This is a genomic window from uncultured Flavobacterium sp., assembly GCF_963975005.1.
Taxonomy (GTDB): domain Bacteria; phylum Bacteroidota; class Bacteroidia; order Flavobacteriales; family Flavobacteriaceae; genus Flavobacterium.
Genome location: NZ_CAXBFR010000015.1, coordinates 1 through 18628 on the forward strand (window position 1 = coordinate 1; position 18628 = coordinate 18628).

The window sequence follows — 18628 nt, forward strand, 5'->3', positions numbered from 1 at the left end:
TGATGTGGTACTCTTTTTTTACATATTAATGATAATTTCTTGGCTTTGGAGTATAGATAAAGCCCTAACTTTAGAAGCATTACTAAAAGAAATTCCACTATTAATTATTCCAATATGCTTTATTTTATGCAAAGATATTATTATCCTAAATAAAGATAAAATCCTCAAATATTATAGTTATTCAATTGTTGTTTTAGCAGTATTTTTTTTAACAAAAGCAATTTATAATTATTTTTTAATAAAAGATTTAAGTGTTTTTTTCTTTCATAATTTAGTTACTAAAGAATTAAATGCTGTTCATTTTTCTGTTTTTGTTACCCTTGCTCTTTTTTATTTTTTAACTAAAGATTTGAAAAAGATAAACGATTATATCTTAGTTGTTTTTCTATTAATATTTCTTCTTTTACTATCTTCTAAAAACATTATACTTTCAACAATTCTTCTTTCAGGAATTTATTTTTTCTATTATTCTAAATCAGCAAATAAAATGCGTTTGAGGAATATAATAATTTTAGGTGTTGTATTGTTGTCAGTTCTTTCCTTTAGCTTAATTAAAGAACGTTTAATCTTTGAATTTAAAATAAAAGAAGAAAGCAATATTGGTCATACTGTAATTAATAAAAAAGAAATAGGTTCCAATATTATTAGCATGAAAGAAGCTTGGTATAATGAAAAATTTAACCAAACCGATTATTTTTCAGGCTCTTCTTTTAGAGTTTATCAAACGCGTTTATTTTTCGAGTTTTTACAAGAAGATAATATTTTTTGGAAAGGTTTTGGTCTTAACGCGTCCTATAAAAAACTTGAAGAAAAAGGAATTCATTACAATGTTTTTCAAGGTAATAATCAAGTTGAGGGCTACCAAAAAAAGAACTTTCACAATCAATATATTCAAGTTTTTGCAGAATTAGGGGTGTTCGGGCTTCTAATTTTATTTATAATTTTATATGTAAATCTCAAAAAAGCGATAAAACACAAAGATTTTATGCATATTGCTTTTGCAGTTCTAATGATTAGTTTATTTTTGACGGAATCTTTTTTGTGGAGACAAAGAGGTGTGGTTTTTTTTACTGCATTTTATTGCCTATTTAATTATACCAAAAAAGAGTAAATTTCAATTAGATGAAAAGAATATTAATTACTGGTGCAGCTGGTTTTTTAGGATCACATTTATGTGACAGATTTATTAAGGAAGGCTATTTCGTAATTGGAATGGATAACCTTATTACTGGAGATTTAAAAAATATAGAACATTTATTTAAAGACAAAAACTTTGAATTTTATCATCATGATATTACAAAGTTTGTTCATGTACCAGGAAAAGTAGACTATATTCTTCACTTTGCTTCACCCGCAAGTCCTATAGATTATTTAAAAATTCCTATTCAAACTTTAAAAGTAGGTTCTTTAGGAACACATAACTTATTAGGATTAGCTCGTGTAAAAAAATCACGTATACTAATTGCATCTACATCGGAAATTTACGGTGACCCTTTAGTTCACCCTCAAACGGAAGAATATTACGGAAACGTTAATACAATTGGACCAAGAGGCGTCTATGATGAAGCCAAACGGTTTCAAGAATCCATTACTATGGCATATCATACTTTTCATGGTGTAGAAACTCGTATTGTTAGAATTTTTAATACTTATGGACCTAGAATGCGATTAAATGACGGACGGGTAATTCCAGCTTTTATTGGTCAAGCGTTAAGAGGTGAAGATTTAACCATTTTTGGAGATGGAAGTCAAACTAGATCATTTTGTTATGTAGATGATCAAGTTGAAGGAATATATAGATTATTACTTTCAGATTATCATTTGCCAGTTAACATTGGAAATCCAGATGAAATTACGATTAAAGATTTTGCAGACGAGATAATAAAATTGACAGGAACAGAGCAAAAAGTTGTTTATCATCCTTTACCTATGAATGATCCATTGCAAAGACAACCGGATACTACTAAAGCAAAAAACATATTAGGTTGGGAAGCAAAAGTTTCAAGAGAAGAAGGAATGAAAATAACATATGATTATTTCAAATCTTTATCTAAAGAGGAATTAATGAAAGAAGAACATAAGGATTTTACTAAATATATCCATTAATTAAAATAGATGTTCAAAAGAGGTATTTTATCTTCTTTACATCACATTTGACAAATAAAAAGAAACAAATATCTACACATGAATAAAGGCAGATATTCTAAATATATTAAACCAATAAGTATTTTATTGGACATAATACTTATCTTATTACTTTTTCCTTACTTTTTTAAAGGATTAGGTATAAATAATATACATTTTGGGATTTTTCTGTTTTTTTCATGGATAATTGTTTCTTTTTCTACAAAATTTTATGAAGTCTTTAGGTTTACGACACCTGTAGAAATACTTACAAAAATAGTAAAACAGGCAATTTTTTTTAGTCTTGTTGTCATAGCTTTTTTCCCTTTTTATAAAAAATCAATTTTTAGCGGAAAAGCGATATCTATTTACATATTAGTTCTTTTTTTAATAATTATAATAATAAAAACGCTGTTTTTTTATTATTTAAAAAAATATCGATTATCTACAGGAAATAATTATAGAAATGTTGTAATTGTTGGTTTTACGGATGAAGCAATTAACTTAAAAAACATTTTTGACGAAAGAGATGACTATGGTTATAGGTTTAAAGGTTTTTTTTCAGATAAAAAAAAGAATGAAAAAATAATAGGCAAAACCAATTTACTTTATACTTTTTGTATTGAAAACAATATAGATGAGATATATTGTTCTTTAAATGAAATTTCTAATAATCAAATGAAAGAATTGGTAGAATTTTCAGATGCAAATAAAATTGAAATCAAGTTTATTCCAGATTCAACAGATGTGTTTTCGAAAAATTTTAGAACAAATTATTACGAATTATTTCCTGTTTTAACACTGCAAAAAACACCGCTTCACAATCCTACAATTCAACTAATAAAAAGAACTTTTGATGTTGTTTTTTCAATACTAATAGTTGTAGGCGTCCTTTCATGGTTAACACCACTTTTGGCAATATTAATTAAATTAGAATCAAAAGGCCCCGTCTTTTTTAAACAAAGTAGACCAGGAATTAACGAAGAAGAATTTAGTTGTTATAAGTTTCGATCCATGAAGTTAAATGGAACATCAGAAACCGAAGCTTCAAAAAATGACCCAAGAGTAACTAAAATAGGTCGATTTATAAGGAAAACAAGCATAGACGAAATACCTCAATTTTTTAATGTATTAAAAGGAGAAATGTCTGTAGTTGGACCAAGACCTCACTTATGGTCACAAAATGTAGCTTATGGCAATAAGGTTAAAAAATATATGGTTAGGCATTATGTAAAGCCTGGAGTAACAGGTTTGGCACAAGTAAAAGGATTTAGAGGAGAAATTGAAACGGATGACGACATGATTAATAGAATAAAATTCGATGTTTTCTATATTGAAAATTGGTCTTTTATAATGGACATCAAAATTATAATTCAAACCGTAGTAAATATTTTTAAAGGAGATGATAAAGCATATTAATGAACGATTTAGTTTCCATAATTACTCCAACATACAATTCAGGAAAATATATTGCTGAAACCATCCAATCTGTTCAAAAACAAACCCATCAAAATTGGGAAATGATTTTGGTTGACGATTGCTCTTCTGACAATACAATTGATTTAATCAAGTCTTTTATTGCTAATGACAACAGAATACAACTTTATCAATTAGAATCAAATTCAGGACCAGCAGTAGCTCGTAACAAAGGAATTGAAAATGTTTCTGGAAAATACATGACGTTTTTAGATGCAGATGATATTTGGTTTGAAGATTTTATCGAAAATAGCATCAAAACCATTCATGAAACTGGAATTCATTTTGTGTTTTCTTCATATAAACGTTCAGATGAAGAACTAAATTTCATTCATTCTGATTTCATTGTTCCTAAAAAAGTGACTTATACCGATATTTTAAAATCAAATTCGATTAGTTGTTTAACTGCTTTTTTGGATATTGAAACTTTAGGTAAAAAATCAATGCCTTTAATCAGAAAACGTCAAGATATGGGTTTGTGGTTGCAATATTTAAAAGAGATTCCTTTTGCTTACGGAATTCAAGAACCAAAAGCTATTTATCGCATTAGAGAAAACTCCCTTTCTAGAAAAAAATCAAATTTATTGAAATATCAATGGCAATTTTACAGAGAAGTTGAAAATTTAACTGTTTTTCAATCCACTTATTATATGTTGCATTGGATGTATAGAGGTTTTATGAAATATAGAAATTAAAGCATAGACTGAAACTGTTTCAATTTTCCTCTTTTAGTTCTTTCTAAAAAGTCTTTTCTTGTAAAAATAAACTTCAGATTAGGTTCTAAATACAATTCAATAGCATCTTCGATTTTCTTAATTTGAGTTGAAGTTAAAACAAATTCACTTACATAATCAATTTCGAAGGAATCAATTTTAGTTTGTTTTACTACAAATTCTTTTACATTTCCATCGTCTTCAATAATACTTTTAGTGACATAGTAAAACGTTAACCCGGGAGATTTTTTTCCGCTTGGCAAAACAGCAACATCATTTGTACGACCAATTAATTTTTTAAGAATAGGTTTTTTAAACGTACTTTTTTCATCTAAAATGCCAACATCACCAATTTCATATCTAATAAAAGGATGAGCCTTGTTATATAAGGAAGTAATCACAATTTTCCCTTCTTTTCCGTTTGGAACAGGTTGATTATTATCATCTAAAATTTCAACAAAAATAGTTTCACTATTAACTTGCCATTGACCTTTTGTGTTTTCAAAAGCAATTAAATCCAATTCAGAAGCACCATATTCATTCACAACTGGAACGCCAAACTGCTTTTCCATCAACACTTTATCTTTTTCAAAAAGCATTTCAGAAGTAACCAAACAAACTTTTAAAGTGGGACAAATCGTTTTTAAAACAATTTTTTTTGTCTGTAGAAATTTTGCAAATAAAACAATTGAACTTGTATAACCATTAATATAATCAAATTTTGAATTTTTAAATTTCACTAATACATTTTCTAATACAAAATCCGACAAATCAAAAATAGAAAAACGATAACGATTACCTAAAAAGTCTTTCAATCGTTCTTTCTTATTTCCAATAAAATCTAACGGAATTCCATAAAAACGAGCTTGGTAACTCGAATTAAAATCAATGCCATACCAACCAAAACGATAAATTATAGAAGCCCAAGTTATAGCATGACACATCTTGTCTTTAGCAAAAACAAAAGGAGCACCACTAGAACCAGAAGTTTTGTTGACAAAAACAGTTTTTGGTGAATAACCATCTGAAAGTCTTTCGGCTAAAGGTTGTTGTAAATCTTTCTTAGTTAAAACAGGTAAAGTATTCCAATTTTCAATTTCAGCTTTCCCAACTAATTTTTGATAAAACGTATTGTTTTGAAGATGAAAATTTACAATTTCATTGCGTTTTTTTGTTACATAAGTTTCAAATTTTTCTTCTGAAATTGCTAAAATTTCTTCAAATTCAGTTGTAGCTTTCTTAATCGGAAAACCATTAATTCGTAAAGAAAAATCAAATAATTTAAACACGTTTTGTAAATTTTATCAAAAATAAGAAAACTAAAACTTTTTAAACGAAAATTATATTTTAAAAACAAAACAAAGTATTTTTGCCGTAACAACTAAACCGAACTAACTAAGATGAGAATCTAAATCAAGTTCAGATTAAACACAACAAAAATGAATATTTTACTATTAGGTTCAGGAGGAAGAGAACATGCTTTAGCTTGGAAAATGTTACAAAGCGATAAATGTCAAAATTTATATGTAGCTCCAGGAAATGCAGGAACAAGTCAAATTGCAACAAATATTGATTTAAATCCCAATGATTTTGAAGCTGTCAAAAAGATTGTTCTTCAAAATAAAATCAACATGGTTGTTGTTGGGCCAGAAGATCCTTTAGTAAATGGTATTTATGATTTCTTCCAAAATGATTCTGAAATTAATCAAATTCCAGTAATTGGTCCATCAAAAGTTGGAGCTCAATTAGAAGGAAGTAAAGAATTTGCCAAAGAATTTTTAGTAAAAAACAACATTCCAACTGCCAAATATGAAAGTTTTACAGTAGAAACTGTTGAAAAGGGTTGTAAATTCTTAGAAACTTTAGAAGCACCATATGTTTTAAAAGCAGATGGACTAGCGGCAGGAAAGGGAGTTTTAATCTTAAATGACTTAGAAGAAGCCAAAACCGAATTAAGAAGTATGTTGGTTGATGCTAAATTTGGTACTGCAAGTTCAAAAGTAGTCATCGAAGAGTTTTTAGATGGAATTGAATTAAGTTGTTTTGTATTGACAGATGGAAAAAATTACAAAATCCTTCCTACTGCGAAAGATTATAAAAGAATCGGTGAAGGAGATACTGGTTTAAATACAGGTGGAATGGGAGCGGTTTCTCCAGTACCATTTGCAGATGCAGTTTTATTAGAAAAAATTGAAACTAGAATTGTAAAACCAACCATTCAAGGATTTCAAAATGACAACATTGATTACAAAGGATTTGTTTTCATCGGATTAATCAATGTGAAGGGAGAACCAATAGTTATTGAATATAACGTAAGAATGGGCGACCCAGAAACAGAAGTGGTTATGCCAAGATTAAAATCGGATTTAGTCGAAATTTTTGAAGCTATTGCGAAACAAGAATTAGATAAAATTACTTTAGAAATTGACGAAAGAAGTGCAACTACAATTATGGTAGTTTCTGGTGGTTATCCTGAAGCCTACGAAAAAGGGAAAGAAATTACAGGTTTAGAGACTATTGAAGATTCCTTAGTATTTCACGCTGGAACTAAACTTGAAAACGGTAAAGTAGTATCTAATGGAGGGAGAGTTTTAGCCATTACATCATACGGAAATTCGTTTGACGAAGCCATAAAAAAATCTTATCAAAACATAAATAAATTACATTTTGATAAGATGAATTATCGAAAAGATATAGGTTTCGATTTAACCTAAAAACGAATGTGCTGTTGTATTATCATCATCTTCACCATTATTTTTGAAGATGTTTAATTTTTTAGTCCAGTAGACCATAGCAACTATACAAACGACAATAAAAACCCAGTTTATAATGTTTGCTATCCACCAATTTGTTAACTCTAGTTCTCTTAACCAGTCAAAAGGTTTGAATAAAAAATCAACAAATAGAGATGCGAATCCTTCAAAAAATGCTTTCATTTTTTTAATAGTGTTATATTTACACCACAAAAGTAATAAATATCTTTATGATAGCAAGTGTTTTTAGTAAAACAAGACCAATAAATTATTTAATATTAGGAATAATAACTTTATTCTTATATGGTTTGTATCAATTTAAAGAAACTAGTTGGACAAATGATGGTTGGCAAATAGCACAAAAAATAGGGTTGTTTCTGTTTTTATTTGCGTCTTACTTGCTGCTTAATTTTTTAACTTTAAAAAACAACTTAACTAAATCGAATAATTATACTATTCTTTTGTTCTCCATTTTTTTGTTTCTTTTTCCTTTAATTTTTAAAACACCAAATGTAATAATCGCTAATTTTTTATTGTTATTAGCACTGAGAAGACTAATTTCTTTGCAAAACTTAAAAAACACTAAAGAGAAAATTTTCGATGCTTCTTTTTGGATATTTGTAGCAACGTTGTTTCATTTTTGGTGTATTTCATTTATAATTTTAGTGTTTATTTCTATTATTTTTCACGTGTCTGGAAATTACAAAAACTGGATTATTCCAATATTAGCATTGTTTGCAGTTGCAATTTTAAGTGTTTTAGTAGACTTAATTTTAGACAACAATTTGATATCTGATCTTTATAGCGAAATCAACACAAGTTTTAACTTTAGTTATTTTGAAAACATTTATCAAAATATAGCTTTAGCAGTATTTAGTTCAGTGGCTTTGTTGTTCTTTTCTACTCAAATAACTGAGGTACAGAATAAACCTTTAAACCAACAATCAACTTATAAAAAAATACTGTTTGCTTTTTTATTAGGGGTTTTAATTTATGTTTTATCCGACCATAAAAACAACAGTTATCTAATATTTAGTTTAGCTCCTTTAGCTATATTAGGAGCTAATTTTATCGAAACCATCAAGACCAATTGGATGAAAGAAACAACACTTTATTTATTAGTTTTCGTTTCAATTACCATGTTTTTATTACAGTTATAATTTACTTCCGTAAGCTAAATCACCTGCATCACCTAAACCTGGAACAATATAGTTTTTCTCATTAAGTTTTTCATCACAAGCTGCAACCCACAAATGACAGTTTTTAGGAAGATGTTCTTCTAAATAAGCTATTCCTTCAGGAGCAGCAATAACTACTGCAATGTGAATTTCTTTGGGCTTTTGTTCTAAATGTAATTTGTTTAAAACAGCTACAATAGATTGACCAGTTGCTAACATCGGATCAATCAAAATTAAATTTTTATTTTGAAAAGAAGGTGCTGCTTGATATTCAACTAATATTTCGAAATCATCATCGTTGTTATAATGATGTCTGTAAGCAGAAACAAATCCGTTTTCTGCATCATCAAAAAAGTTCATAAATCCTTGATGCAAAGCTAAGCCAGCTCTTAAAATAGAACATAAAACCACATTGTCTGCAACAGTTGTAGTTTCTTTAATACCTAATGGAGTTTGAACTTTAATATTTTTATATTCAAGTGTTTTGCTTAATTCGTATGCCATAATTTCGCCAATACGTTCAATGTTTTTTCTAAAACGCATGCTGTCTTTTTGAATGTTGACATCTCTTAATTGGGTTAAAAAATGATTTAGAATACTGTTTTCTTCAGAGATATAATGAATGTGCATTGGAATATTATTTAGATTTTGAGGATAAAAGTATAAAAATTCTCTATTTTTGTACAAATTAACACCATATAATTATGTTTGCGAAATTTGCATTTACCATTTTTGAACAAAGTATCAATGATTATCATGTACATGATAGTGTAGATCAACCAATAAATAATCCTTATCCAAAAGACCAAATTGAGCATTTATTGTATGCCAAAAATTGGGTTGATACAGTACAATGGCATTACGAAGATATTATTCGTGATCCACAAATTGATCCAGTTGCAGCATTAACTTTAAAGAGAAAAATTGATGCTTCTAATCAAGTTCGAACCGATATGGTTGAATATATTGATAGTTATTTTCTTCAAAAATACAGTGAAGTTAAAGTAAAAGATGATGCTAAGATAAACACTGAAAGTCCTGCTTGGGCAATGGATCGTTTGTCAATTTTAGCTTTGAAAATTTATCATATGAATGAAGAAGCTACAAGAATAGAAGCTTCAGCGGAACATAGAGCAAAATGTCAAGAAAAACTGAATGTTCTTTTAGATCAAAAAAGCGATATGTTTAGTTCGATTGACCAATTAATGGTTGATTTTGAAAATGGTGATAAATTCATGAAAGTTTACAAACAAATGAAAATGTATAACGATGATGAATTAAATCCTGTTTTATACCAAAATAAGAAATAAGCATTTTTTTTTAAATGCCAAAAACAAAACACATATTAGTAATAAGGCTCTCAGCTATGGGTGATGTCGCAATGACAGTTCCAGTGTTGAGAGCTTTTTCTATTCAACATCCTGATGTAAAAATTACGGTTATTTCTAGACCTTTTTTTAAACCTTTCTTTGATACAATTCCATATGTTTCTTTTTTTGGAGTTGATTTAAAAGAAAGACATAAAGGTTTTTTAGGATTACTACGTTTATTTTCAGATTTGAAGAAGTTTGGAATTACTCATGTGGCAGATATACATAATGTGTTACGTTCAAAAGTAGTTCGAAATTTATTCGCTTTAAGCGGAAAAAAAGTGGCTGCAACAGACAAAGGTCGTGCCGATAAAAAAGCATTAACACGTGCAGAAAATAAGATTTTTGAACCTACAAAATCAATGTTTGAAAGACATATTGAAACTTTTAATAAATTAGGTTTTCAAATTGATTTAGCTAATCCAACGTTTCCTGAAAAAGCAGTTTTGTCGAACAATATCCTGAGTAAAATTGGAGAGATTTCTGATTTCTCTAAGATGAAGTTAATTGGAATTGCACCTTTTGCTCAATATGAAAGTAAAGTCTATCCTTTAGATTTAATGCAACAAGTGATTGATGATTTAGCCAAAAAACCAAATCAAAAAATCATGTTATTTGGTGGTGGAAAAGAAGAAATTCAAAAATTAAATCAATTACAAAACCATCACAAAAACGTAATTGTTGTGGCTGGAAACCTAACTTTTACGGAAGAACTTCAATTAATTTCAAATTTAGATGTAATGCTTTCCATGGATTCAGGTAACTCACATATTGCTGCAATGCTTGGAGTTAAGGTTGTTACACTTTGGGGAGCAACGCATCCTTATGCTGGATTCAAACCATTCAATCAACCTATGGAAAACTGTTTGGTTTCTGATAGAACAAAGTATCCTTTATTACCAACATCTGTTTATGGAAATAAAATTGTTCCTGGCTATGAAGATGTAATGCGAAGTATTTCAGTTGAAAAAGTAGTATCAAGCATTGAGAACTAGTAAGAAAATAACAACTCATTAACCTATTTCAACAGTTCAGAATATTAAAATATTTCAAGCAGCCTATTTGATATAAGTTTGTTCTATAAAAATAAAACATCATGGAACAAGTCATTAAAATCTTCATTTATATTCACGCTTTTTTTGGAGGAATTGCTCTTTTATCAGGTTTAGCAAGTATTTTATTTATAAAAGGAAGTGCAAATCACAAAAAATCAGGAAAAGTTTTTTCTTATGGAATGGTGATTAGTTCTTTAATTTCTCTTCCAATTTGTTGGTTACCAAATCATGAAAACAACTTTTTATTCTTAATCGGAATTTTTACAATTTACTTAGTAATTTCAGGAAATAGAATCCTTTTATTCAAAAAGAAAAAAGAAGCAAATTTCACAGATAAATTGATTTCAGGTGTGATGTTTGTTGCCTCTTTAGTCATGTTGTTTTTTGGAACCTACTTTCTTCTAAGAAATAATTCTGGTGGAATCTTATATCTGTTTTTTGGACTAACGGCTTTATTAACCTCAATAAGAGACTTCAAATTTTATAAAAACATAGATAAAACAAAAATCCTACCTTTTCATATAGGAAAAATGTCAGGTGCATATATTGCTTCAATTACTGCTTTTTTAGTTGCAGGTTTACGTTTTGAAGGCTTAATCTACTGGATTTCACCTTCAATTGTTGGAACAATTTTTATAATGTATTGGATAAAGAAAATAAAAAAAGCTTAGCATTTAGTACTTTCACTAATCACTAATTTTTAAACATCATCATAATCTACAAAAACCTCTTCAGAAGTAGGATGGGCTTGACAAGTTAAAATTAATCCATCTGCTATTTCCTTGTCTGTTAAAATGGTGTTTTTCTTCATTTCAGCAGAACCTTTTGTGATTTTTGCGATACAACTACTGCAAATTCCACCTTGACAAGAATATGGAGCATCTAATCCTTGCTTCAAAGCAGCTTCAAGTAAAGTTTGCTTTTGACTCATTTCAAAAGTCACTTCGTCACCATCTACTAAAACGGTAATTTTGGTATGTCCTTCATGCGAAATTACAGCATCATTCTCAGTGGTTGGTGTTGAGAATAATTCGAATTTAATGTCTTTTTCTACTATGTTATTTTCTTTTAAAGTGTCAGAAACCAAGTTAATCATGTCTTCTGGACCGCATAAATAAAATTTAGAAAATTCTTTTTGGGAATGTTTATTCTTTAAAACAAAGTTTACGGCAGATTTATCAATTCTACCAAAAAGTTCACCATCAACATTTATTTTACTATAAACGTAGTGAACAAATAATCTACCAACATATTTTAAATGTAAATCGTGTAATTGTTGATGAAAGATAGTTTCTTCTTCGTTTTTATTTCCATAAACGAGTACAAAAGTACTTTTAGGTTCTTCTTCTAAAACCGTTTGAAGTATTGACATAACTGGAGTAATTCCACTTCCAGCTACAAAAGCAGCATAGTTTTTTTGTTTATCAAATTTTGGTTCGAAGGTGAATTTTCCTTCAGGAGTTCCAACTTCTAATAAACCACCAACTGCTAAGCTTTCATTAGCAAACTTAGAGAAAAAACCGCTTTTAATGGCTTTAACAGCAATACGAAGTTCACCACTTTTAGGACTACTACAGATAGAATAAGCCCTACGAATTTCTTGTCCGTCCAAGGTTAGTTTTAAAGTAACATATTGACCAGCAATAAATTGATAATTTTCTTTTAATTCTGATGGAATATTAAATAAAATAGAAACAGCGTTTAGAGTTTCTCTTTTAATTTCTTTTATAGCTAGTTTATAGAATGCTGACATAGTTGAGTTTCTTTTTACAAAAATACTACTTCTTAGTAATATAGAGAAAAGATAAAAGAAAAAAGAATTTGAAATTTTTAATACATAAGATTCTAATGTATAAGAATATTATGTATGTTTGTAGTATAAAATTTCAATACAATGAAAAATTTACAATTATATAAAGGAAGTTTGAACACCATAATCATGAAACTTTTAGAAGAAAATGGCAGAATGTATGGTTATGAAATTACTCAGAAAGTAAAGGAAATAACTAAAGGAGAATTAAACATCACTGAAGGAGCTTTGTATCCAGCCTTACATAAATTAGAAGCTGAAGATTTATTAGATGTTGAAGTTGAAAAAGTAGATAATCGATTAAGAAAATACTACAAATTAACAGAAAAAGGTACAAAAGAAACGGTTAATCGTTTATCTGAATTAGAAGAGTTTATTAAGAACATGCAAACTATTGTAAATCCTAAATTGAGTTATTAAGATGAAACCAACACAAGAAAACATAAACTTTATAGATAATTACCTCAAAAAAAATAATGTTATTTATTTTGATATTCGAATGGAAATGCTTGATCATATTCTAAACGGAATTGAAAGAGAAATGACAGAAAAAAACATTGGATTTTATGATGCTTTTAAAGTTTATATGCCTGTAAACAAAAATGAAATTTTTAAGATGAATAAAAAATCATCTTTTGAAGTTTTAAAACTTTTTTTAAAATCTTTGACAAATAACTACAATGCGTTTGTTGTGTTTTTTACAGTTATAATTTGCTTTATTTTTCAAGAAAATTTAATTGTTTTAAATTCTGTGTTTTGGATTTTAATGCTTTTATTTTTTGTGATTAGCACAAGTATCTATTTTTTTAATGCAAGAAAAAGATATTATGTTTTAGAGAAATTTGGACTAATATTAAATGCTATTTATTTTATAAATATATTTATTAATGGTTTTGCTGAAGGTTTTTTTGGGGATTTTAAAGGAAATATTTATACTGTTAGCGTTATTTTATTTTTAAGCTTTTCATTTTTCATTTACTATTTTAAAACTGTAGTTAAGTTTAATAAGTCCCAAAAAAGCATTTCAGCAAAATGGAACTAACTAATCAACAAATAGAACGTTTATACCAATTCACAAAACAACATTATGTAGAATGGTACGATTTACAAACCGAATTAGCAAATTCTTTGTAACAATTTATCATAAAACACTACCAATTAGCAACCACAAACTAATTAACCAAAACCATGATAAAACAATTTATTCAATTAGAATGGAGATCATTTATTAGATCAGCTTCATTTTCTACCAACTTGGCTTTAAAGATTTTAATGGCTTTTGGAGCATTGTATTTTATGGTTATGTTTATTGGTTTAGGAGTTGGTTCTTATTTTTTGCTTGAAAAAGCAGGATTAAAACCATTTCCAACAGTAAATAAATTCATTATCTATTACTTGGTTTTTGATTTGCTTTTTCGGTTTTTTCTGCAGAAAATGCCAACGTTAACTATTAGACCTTTTCTAAATCAAAACATCAAAAAAAACAACATTGTTCATTATACTTTAGGCAAAACAATCTTATCTTTTTTTAATTTTTTGCATTGGTTTTTCTTTATTCCATTCACGTTAGTTTTAATTAAAGAAGGATTTGCCCCTATAAATGCTATCTTTTGGGGTTTAAGTATGTTGTTTTTTATCTACGCTAATAATTTCATTGCCATTTTAATCGATAAAAAAGATAGTGTATTTTATGCCGTAATTGGAGTTTTTGCTGCTTTTGGATTGTTACAATATTATAATATTTTCGACATTACAAATTATACCAGTTCGTTTTTTGAAGGATTTTATAACTTGAGCTATTTAGTATTAATTCCATTTCTACTAGTGTTTGGCTTATATTATTTTACATTCAAATTTTTTAAATCTAATTTATATTTAGATGCAGGTTTAGCCTTAAAAGAATCAAATGCAACTACAGAAAACTATTCTTGGTTAGACAAATTAGGAAGTGTTTCAATTTTCATTAAAAATGATATCAGATTAATTAAAAGAAATAAAAGAGCCAAAACTTCTGTTTTAATGAGTTTTATATTTCTTTTTTATGGCCTTTTATTTTTTGCTGGTGCTGTTGAAACGTATGACAATCCATTCATGAAAGTATTTGCTGGAATATTTATTTCAGGAGGTTTTTTATTCACATTCGGACAATTTGTACCAAGTTGGGATAGTTCTTATTATCCTTTAATGATGACTCAAAACATTACTTATAAAGATTACTTATCAGCAAAATGGTGGTTGATTATTATTGCAACTATTATTTCAACTTTATTAGCTTCATTTTATCTATATTTTGGTTGGGAAGCTTATTTAACCATTTTAGCTTGTGCGGTTTTCAATATGGGAATTAATTCGCATTTAATCTTATTAGGTGGAGCATTTATCAAAACACCAATTGATTTAACTTCAGCAAAAGGAGCATTTGGAGATAAAAAAGCGTTTAATGTAAAAACAATGTTGATTTCATTACCAAAATTGTTATTACCAATCGCCTTATATAGTTTAGGGCACTTTTTATTTAGTCCAATTTATGGATATGTTTTTATTGTTATAGCTGGAATAATCGGATTTGCCTTTAAAAACAAAGTGTTTAAAATGATTGAAGCCATTTATAAAAAAGAAAAATACGCAACCTTACACGCTTACAAACAAAAAAGTTAAATCTATAACTAATCACCAATTACCTTTCACTAAAAACAAAAAAGATGATACACGTTTCAGATCTTAAAAAAACATACAACGGAACTACCGTTCTACAAATCAATCAATTAGATATTCCAAAAGGACAAAGCTTTGGATTAGTGGGAAATAATGGAGCAGGAAAAACCACTTTTTTCAGTTTACTATTAGATTTAATTCGACCAACAACTGGAAGAATAACTTCAAACAATATTCAAATAAACACAAGTGAAGAATGGAAAAAATTCACTTCTTCATTTATTGATGAAAGCTTTCTAATTGGCTATCTTACACCAGAAGAATATTTCTATTTCATAGGTGAGCTTCGTGGTTGGAACAAAGCTGATGTAGACTCATTTTTGAAAAATTATGAAGATTTTTTTAATGGTGAAATTCTAAACAATAAAAAATACCTAAGAGATTTATCAAAAGGAAACGCAAAAAAAGCTGGAATTATAGGTGCTTTAATAGGAAATCCTGAAGTAATAATCTTAGACGAACCTTTTGCAAATCTTGATCCTACAACCCAAATTAGATTAAAGAAAATCATCAAAACTTTAGCTGAAGATAAAAAAACTACTGTTTTAGTTTCAAGTCACGATTTACAACATACTGTTGAGGTTTCAGACAGAATTGTAGTTTTAGAAAAAGGTAATGTTGTAAAAGATTTAGTGCCAACAACAGAAACATTAAAAGAACTAGAAGCTTTCTTTTCGGCTTAAGCTAAATCATAAATTTTCATCGGGTTTTACCCAAATAGGCAGAAATATTTTCATACTTCTAAAAAAAACGTATTTTTACGAGTTCATATACTAAAAACTGAAATTTTCAGTTATGAATTATAAACTATTTTACTTTGAAAATTAATACATATAAATATTTTGGTATAGTAGCAATTATACTTCTAATCATCTCTTGTTCAACAAAGAAAGATAGATTTATAAACAGAACGTTTCATGCCAAAACTGCCAAATATAACATTTTATATAACGGTGATGTTGCTTTAGAAACAGGTTTAAAAGACTTAGGCACAACCTATCAAGATGATTTTTGGGATGTTTTACCTGTAGAATATATGCAGGAAGATGAAGAAGAAATGCTTCCTGGTGAAGAAAAAAATCCAAATTTTGAACGTGCTGAAGATAAAGCAATCAAAGCTATTCAAAAACATTCTATGAATATTGGTGGTTCTGAAAAGAACTCACAAATGGATGAAGCATACATCTTACTAGGAAAAGCTCGTTATTTTGACAATAGATTCATTCCGGCTTTAGAAGCTTTTAATTATGTTTTATACAAATACCCAAACAGCGATAAAATTTATGAAGCAAAAGTTTGGAGAGAAAAAATCAACATTAGATTAGATAACGATCAAGTTGCTGCGGATAATTTAAAAAGACTTTTAAAAGACAAAAAAATTGAAGGGCAAGATTTAGCAAATGCATCAGCAATGTTAGCCCAAGCTTACATGAATTTAGGGGTAAAAGATACAGCCCTAATAGTTCTTAAGAAGGCCAAAGAAAAGACAAAAATTAACGATCAAAAAGCAAGATATACTTTTATTATTGGTCAACTTTATGAAGATTTAAAGCATTCAGATAGTGCAGCAATGGCTTATAAAGAAGTTATCGCAATGAAGCGAAAGGCTCCAAGAAAATACACTATTCAGGCACATGCAAAATTAGCACAACAATTTGATTATGAAAAAGGGGATACATTAGTTTTTCTAGAAAGATTCAATAAACTTCTTGAAGATAGAGAAAACAGACCTTTTTTGGATGTTATTAATCACCAAATTGCCTTGTTTTATGACAAACAAAGTAATGACAAACAAGCCGTTACTTACTATAATAAGTCACTAAGAAAACAAACAGCTGATAAATATTTAACTGCTTCAAATTATAGAAATATTGCTGAAATTAATTTTTATAATGCGGAATATCTAAAAGCAGGTAAGTATTATGATAGTACTCTAACAAAGTTAAATGATAGAACTAGAGAATATAGGGCTATTGCTAAAAAGAGACAAAATTTAGATGATGTAATTAAATATGAAGCTATTTCAAAATCAAATGATAGTATCTTATATGTAGTCGGACTTTCTGATGAGGCTAAAAATGAATATTATTCAAAACACATAGAAAAACTTAAAGTTCAAGATTTAATCAAACAAAAAGAATTAGAACGATTAGCTTTAATTGAAGAGAACAAATCAAATGGTGCTGCAGTAATAGGAAATAATAATCAATCTCTTGCAGGTGAAGATGTAAGTCAGGCAAGTAAGTCTAAATTTGCGCCACCATCAATTGGAGGAAACGACGCACAAACAAGTAGTTTTTATTTTTATAGTCCAACTAATTTAGCTTTTGGAAAATCTGAATTCAGGAAAAAATGGGGTAAAAGAGAACTAAAAGACAATTGGCGTTTTAGTAAACTTTCTAGTAATAAATCTAACGCTAAAGACAACAACAAAGATGTAGTTGAGGAAAAAGAAGAAGAAAAAGTTGTAGATAACCCAGCTTACAAAGTTGAGTTTTATACAAGTCAACTACCTTCGGATTTAAAAGTACTAGACAGTTTAAAAAAAGACAGAGATTTTGCCGATTATCAATTAGGAAATATTTACAAAGAAAAATTCAAAGAGTATAAATTAGCTGCTTCTAAATTTGTAAAATTATTAGACAATAAACCTGAAGAACGATTTATTCTGCCTTCAAAATATAATTTGTTTAAAATATATGAAATCATTGGAAGTCCAAAGGCTAATGAAATTAAACAGCAAATTATTTCAGAATATCCAGAAAGTAGATATGCTCAAATACTTCTAAATCCAAATCAAGATAATGAAGATAATCAGTCACCAGATGCTGTTTATGCAAAATTATATAAAGATTTTGAAAATGGAGAAATTAGAGAATCTTATGTAAAAGTCAATGAATATATCGATTTATATACAGGAGACGAAATTGCGCCCAAATTCGAATTATTAAAAGCTCAAATTTCAGCAAGATTAAAAGGAATAGAAGCTTATAAAAAGACATTGAATTTTGTAGCGCTAAACTATCCAAACGCAAACGAAGGAAAACAAGCAGAAAGTATTTTGTCAAAAAACATTCCTAGTCTTGAAAAGCTAGAGTTTAAAGAAGACACTAATGGATCATGGAAAATAGTTTTTCCAAAAAACTACATGTCAACTTCTGAAATTGAAGCATTATATGTAAAATTAGATAAGTTTATAAAAGACAGAAGTGATGTTTTAGTAAAAAAATCAAATGATTTGTATAATGATTCAGCAAATTTTATTGTAGTTCATGGTTTTCAATCAAAAGAATCAGCAAAATCGACACTATTTTTACTAAAAGATTATAAAGATTACAAAGTAAATGATGAAGCTTATGTAATTTCATCAGACAATTATATGGTTGTTCAAATTAAGAAAAATTGGGATATTTATTTATCCTTACTAAAATAAA

Annotated in this window: 18 protein-coding genes; 14 read left to right on the top strand and 4 right to left on the bottom strand. The window is 28.2% G+C overall.

Annotation, left to right across the window (positions count from 1 at the left end):
* The 4 genes from AACZ53_RS03210 to AACZ53_RS03225 form a co-directional block, all read left to right on the top strand.
* On the top strand, positions 1-1111 hold a 1111-nt coding region (locus AACZ53_RS03210), incomplete at its 5' end, for an O-antigen ligase family protein (RefSeq protein WP_339834713.1).
* 11 nt (positions 1112-1122) lie between these two features.
* Positions 1123-2106, top strand: coding sequence for a UDP-glucuronic acid decarboxylase family protein (locus AACZ53_RS03215; protein ID WP_339834715.1), 984 nt, complete (start codon positions 1123-1125; stop codon positions 2104-2106).
* Between the two features lie 78 nt (positions 2107-2184).
* A complete protein-coding gene (locus AACZ53_RS03220) occupies positions 2185-3543 on the top strand; it encodes an undecaprenyl-phosphate glucose phosphotransferase (RefSeq protein ID WP_339834718.1) in 1359 nt (452 codons plus the stop codon).
* Positions 3543-4295: a glycosyltransferase family 2 protein gene (locus AACZ53_RS03225; protein ID WP_339834721.1), complete on the top strand. Its 753-nt coding sequence runs from the start codon at positions 3543-3545 to the stop codon at positions 4293-4295. Before AACZ53_RS03220 ends, AACZ53_RS03225 begins: the two co-directional genes overlap by 1 nt.
* On the opposite strand, the gene AACZ53_RS03230 is transcribed toward AACZ53_RS03225, so the two are convergent.
* On the bottom strand, positions 4292-5602 hold the full coding sequence (locus AACZ53_RS03230; protein ID WP_339834723.1) for a phenylacetate--CoA ligase family protein: 1311 nt from the start codon (positions 5600-5602) through the stop codon (positions 4292-4294). The two genes, AACZ53_RS03225 and AACZ53_RS03230, sit on opposite strands and share 4 nt — an antisense overlap.
* Positions 5603-5752: 150 nt before the next feature.
* Here AACZ53_RS03230 and purD point away from each other — a divergent pair, with 150 nt between their 5' ends.
* Complete coding sequence (gene purD, locus AACZ53_RS03235) at positions 5753-7027, top strand: phosphoribosylamine--glycine ligase (RefSeq protein WP_339834725.1); 1275 nt, start codon at positions 5753-5755, stop codon at positions 7025-7027.
* Here purD and AACZ53_RS03240 read toward each other — a convergent pair.
* Positions 7019-7249: a uracil phosphoribosyltransferase gene (locus AACZ53_RS03240; RefSeq protein ID WP_339834727.1), complete on the bottom strand. Its 231-nt coding sequence runs from the start codon at positions 7247-7249 to the stop codon at positions 7019-7021. The genes purD and AACZ53_RS03240 overlap by 9 nt on opposite strands.
* A gap of 47 nt (positions 7250-7296) precedes the next feature.
* Between AACZ53_RS03240 and AACZ53_RS03245 the strand changes: the two genes are divergently transcribed.
* Positions 7297-8226 (top strand): DUF6427 family protein, encoded by a 930-nt coding sequence (locus AACZ53_RS03245; protein WP_339834730.1) that lies wholly within the window; start codon positions 7297-7299, stop codon positions 8224-8226.
* Here the strand turns inward: AACZ53_RS03245 and upp are convergent.
* Positions 8221-8874 (bottom strand): uracil phosphoribosyltransferase, encoded by a 654-nt coding sequence (gene upp / locus AACZ53_RS03250; RefSeq protein WP_339834732.1) that lies wholly within the window; start codon positions 8872-8874, stop codon positions 8221-8223. The two genes, AACZ53_RS03245 and upp, sit on opposite strands and share 6 nt — an antisense overlap.
* Before the next feature lie 74 nt (positions 8875-8948).
* Between upp and AACZ53_RS03255 the strand changes: the two genes are divergently transcribed.
* The 3 genes from AACZ53_RS03255 to AACZ53_RS03265 all read left to right on the top strand — a co-directional run bounded on the left by AACZ53_RS03255 (position 8949) and on the right by AACZ53_RS03265 (position 11340).
* Entirely contained in the window at positions 8949-9554 is a 606-nt protein-coding gene (locus tag AACZ53_RS03255; RefSeq protein WP_339834734.1) for a DUF4254 domain-containing protein, read from the top strand.
* A 14-nt stretch (positions 9555-9568) separates the two neighbouring features.
* Positions 9569-10609: a glycosyltransferase family 9 protein gene (locus AACZ53_RS03260; protein WP_339834737.1), complete on the top strand. Its 1041-nt coding sequence runs from the start codon at positions 9569-9571 to the stop codon at positions 10607-10609.
* 101 nt (positions 10610-10710) lie between these two features.
* Complete coding sequence (locus AACZ53_RS03265; protein ID WP_339834740.1) at positions 10711-11340, top strand: hypothetical protein; 630 nt, start codon at positions 10711-10713, stop codon at positions 11338-11340.
* A 29-nt stretch (positions 11341-11369) separates the two neighbouring features.
* Here the strand turns inward: AACZ53_RS03265 and AACZ53_RS03270 are convergent, their stop codons facing one another.
* Complete coding sequence (locus AACZ53_RS03270; RefSeq protein WP_339834742.1) at positions 11370-12422, bottom strand: ferredoxin--NADP reductase; 1053 nt, start codon at positions 12420-12422, stop codon at positions 11370-11372.
* A gap of 141 nt (positions 12423-12563) precedes the next feature.
* On the opposite strand from AACZ53_RS03270, the gene AACZ53_RS03275 reads away from it, so the two are divergent.
* From AACZ53_RS03275 to AACZ53_RS03295, 5 genes are all read left to right on the top strand, one after another.
* On the top strand, positions 12564-12899 hold the full coding sequence (locus tag AACZ53_RS03275) for a helix-turn-helix transcriptional regulator (protein WP_339834744.1): 336 nt from the start codon (positions 12564-12566) through the stop codon (positions 12897-12899).
* 1 nt (position 12900) lies between these two features.
* On the top strand, positions 12901-13521 hold the full coding sequence (locus AACZ53_RS03280; protein WP_339834747.1) for a hypothetical protein: 621 nt from the start codon (positions 12901-12903) through the stop codon (positions 13519-13521).
* A 146-nt stretch (positions 13522-13667) separates the two neighbouring features.
* Positions 13668-15137 carry a DUF5687 family protein gene (locus AACZ53_RS03285; protein WP_339834749.1) on the top strand — a complete coding sequence of 490 codons (1470 nt, stop codon included), beginning with the start codon at positions 13668-13670 and terminating at the stop codon, positions 15135-15137.
* Between the two features lie 44 nt (positions 15138-15181).
* The gene (locus AACZ53_RS03290) at positions 15182-15877 is read left to right on the top strand and encodes an ABC transporter ATP-binding protein (RefSeq protein ID WP_026717731.1); all 696 of its coding nucleotides are present in this window, start codon (positions 15182-15184) and stop codon (positions 15875-15877) included.
* Between the two features lie 134 nt (positions 15878-16011).
* Positions 16012-18627: a gliding motility protein gene (locus AACZ53_RS03295; protein ID WP_339834751.1), complete on the top strand. Its 2616-nt coding sequence runs from the start codon at positions 16012-16014 to the stop codon at positions 18625-18627.
* The last annotated feature ends 1 nt before the right edge of the window (position 18628 follow it).

Coding starts and splice junctions, on each gene's coding strand:
- AACZ53_RS03215 (WP_339834715.1), top strand. CDS start 1,123: ATGAAAAGAATATTAATTACTGGTGCAGCTGGTTTTTTAGGATCACAT.
- AACZ53_RS03220 (WP_339834718.1), top strand. CDS start 2,185: ATGAATAAAGGCAGATATTCTAAATATATTAAACCAATAAGTATTTTA.
- AACZ53_RS03225 (WP_339834721.1), top strand. CDS start 3,543: ATGAACGATTTAGTTTCCATAATTACTCCAACATACAATTCAGGAAAA.
- purD (WP_339834725.1), top strand. CDS start 5,753: ATGAATATTTTACTATTAGGTTCAGGAGGAAGAGAACATGCTTTAGCT.
- AACZ53_RS03240 (WP_339834727.1), bottom strand. CDS start 7,249: ATGAAAGCATTTTTTGAAGGATTCGCATCTCTATTTGTTGATTTTTTA.
- AACZ53_RS03245 (WP_339834730.1), top strand. CDS start 7,297: ATGATAGCAAGTGTTTTTAGTAAAACAAGACCAATAAATTATTTAATA.
- upp (WP_339834732.1), bottom strand. CDS start 8,874: ATGCACATTCATTATATCTCTGAAGAAAACAGTATTCTAAATCATTTT.
- AACZ53_RS03255 (WP_339834734.1), top strand. CDS start 8,949: ATGTTTGCGAAATTTGCATTTACCATTTTTGAACAAAGTATCAATGAT.
- AACZ53_RS03260 (WP_339834737.1), top strand. CDS start 9,569: ATGCCAAAAACAAAACACATATTAGTAATAAGGCTCTCAGCTATGGGT.
- AACZ53_RS03265 (WP_339834740.1), top strand. CDS start 10,711: ATGGAACAAGTCATTAAAATCTTCATTTATATTCACGCTTTTTTTGGA.
- AACZ53_RS03270 (WP_339834742.1), bottom strand. CDS start 12,422: ATGTCAGCATTCTATAAACTAGCTATAAAAGAAATTAAAAGAGAAACT.
- AACZ53_RS03275 (WP_339834744.1), top strand. CDS start 12,564: ATGAAAAATTTACAATTATATAAAGGAAGTTTGAACACCATAATCATG.
- AACZ53_RS03280 (WP_339834747.1), top strand. CDS start 12,901: ATGAAACCAACACAAGAAAACATAAACTTTATAGATAATTACCTCAAA.
- AACZ53_RS03285 (WP_339834749.1), top strand. CDS start 13,668: ATGATAAAACAATTTATTCAATTAGAATGGAGATCATTTATTAGATCA.
- AACZ53_RS03290 (WP_026717731.1), top strand. CDS start 15,182: ATGATACACGTTTCAGATCTTAAAAAAACATACAACGGAACTACCGTT.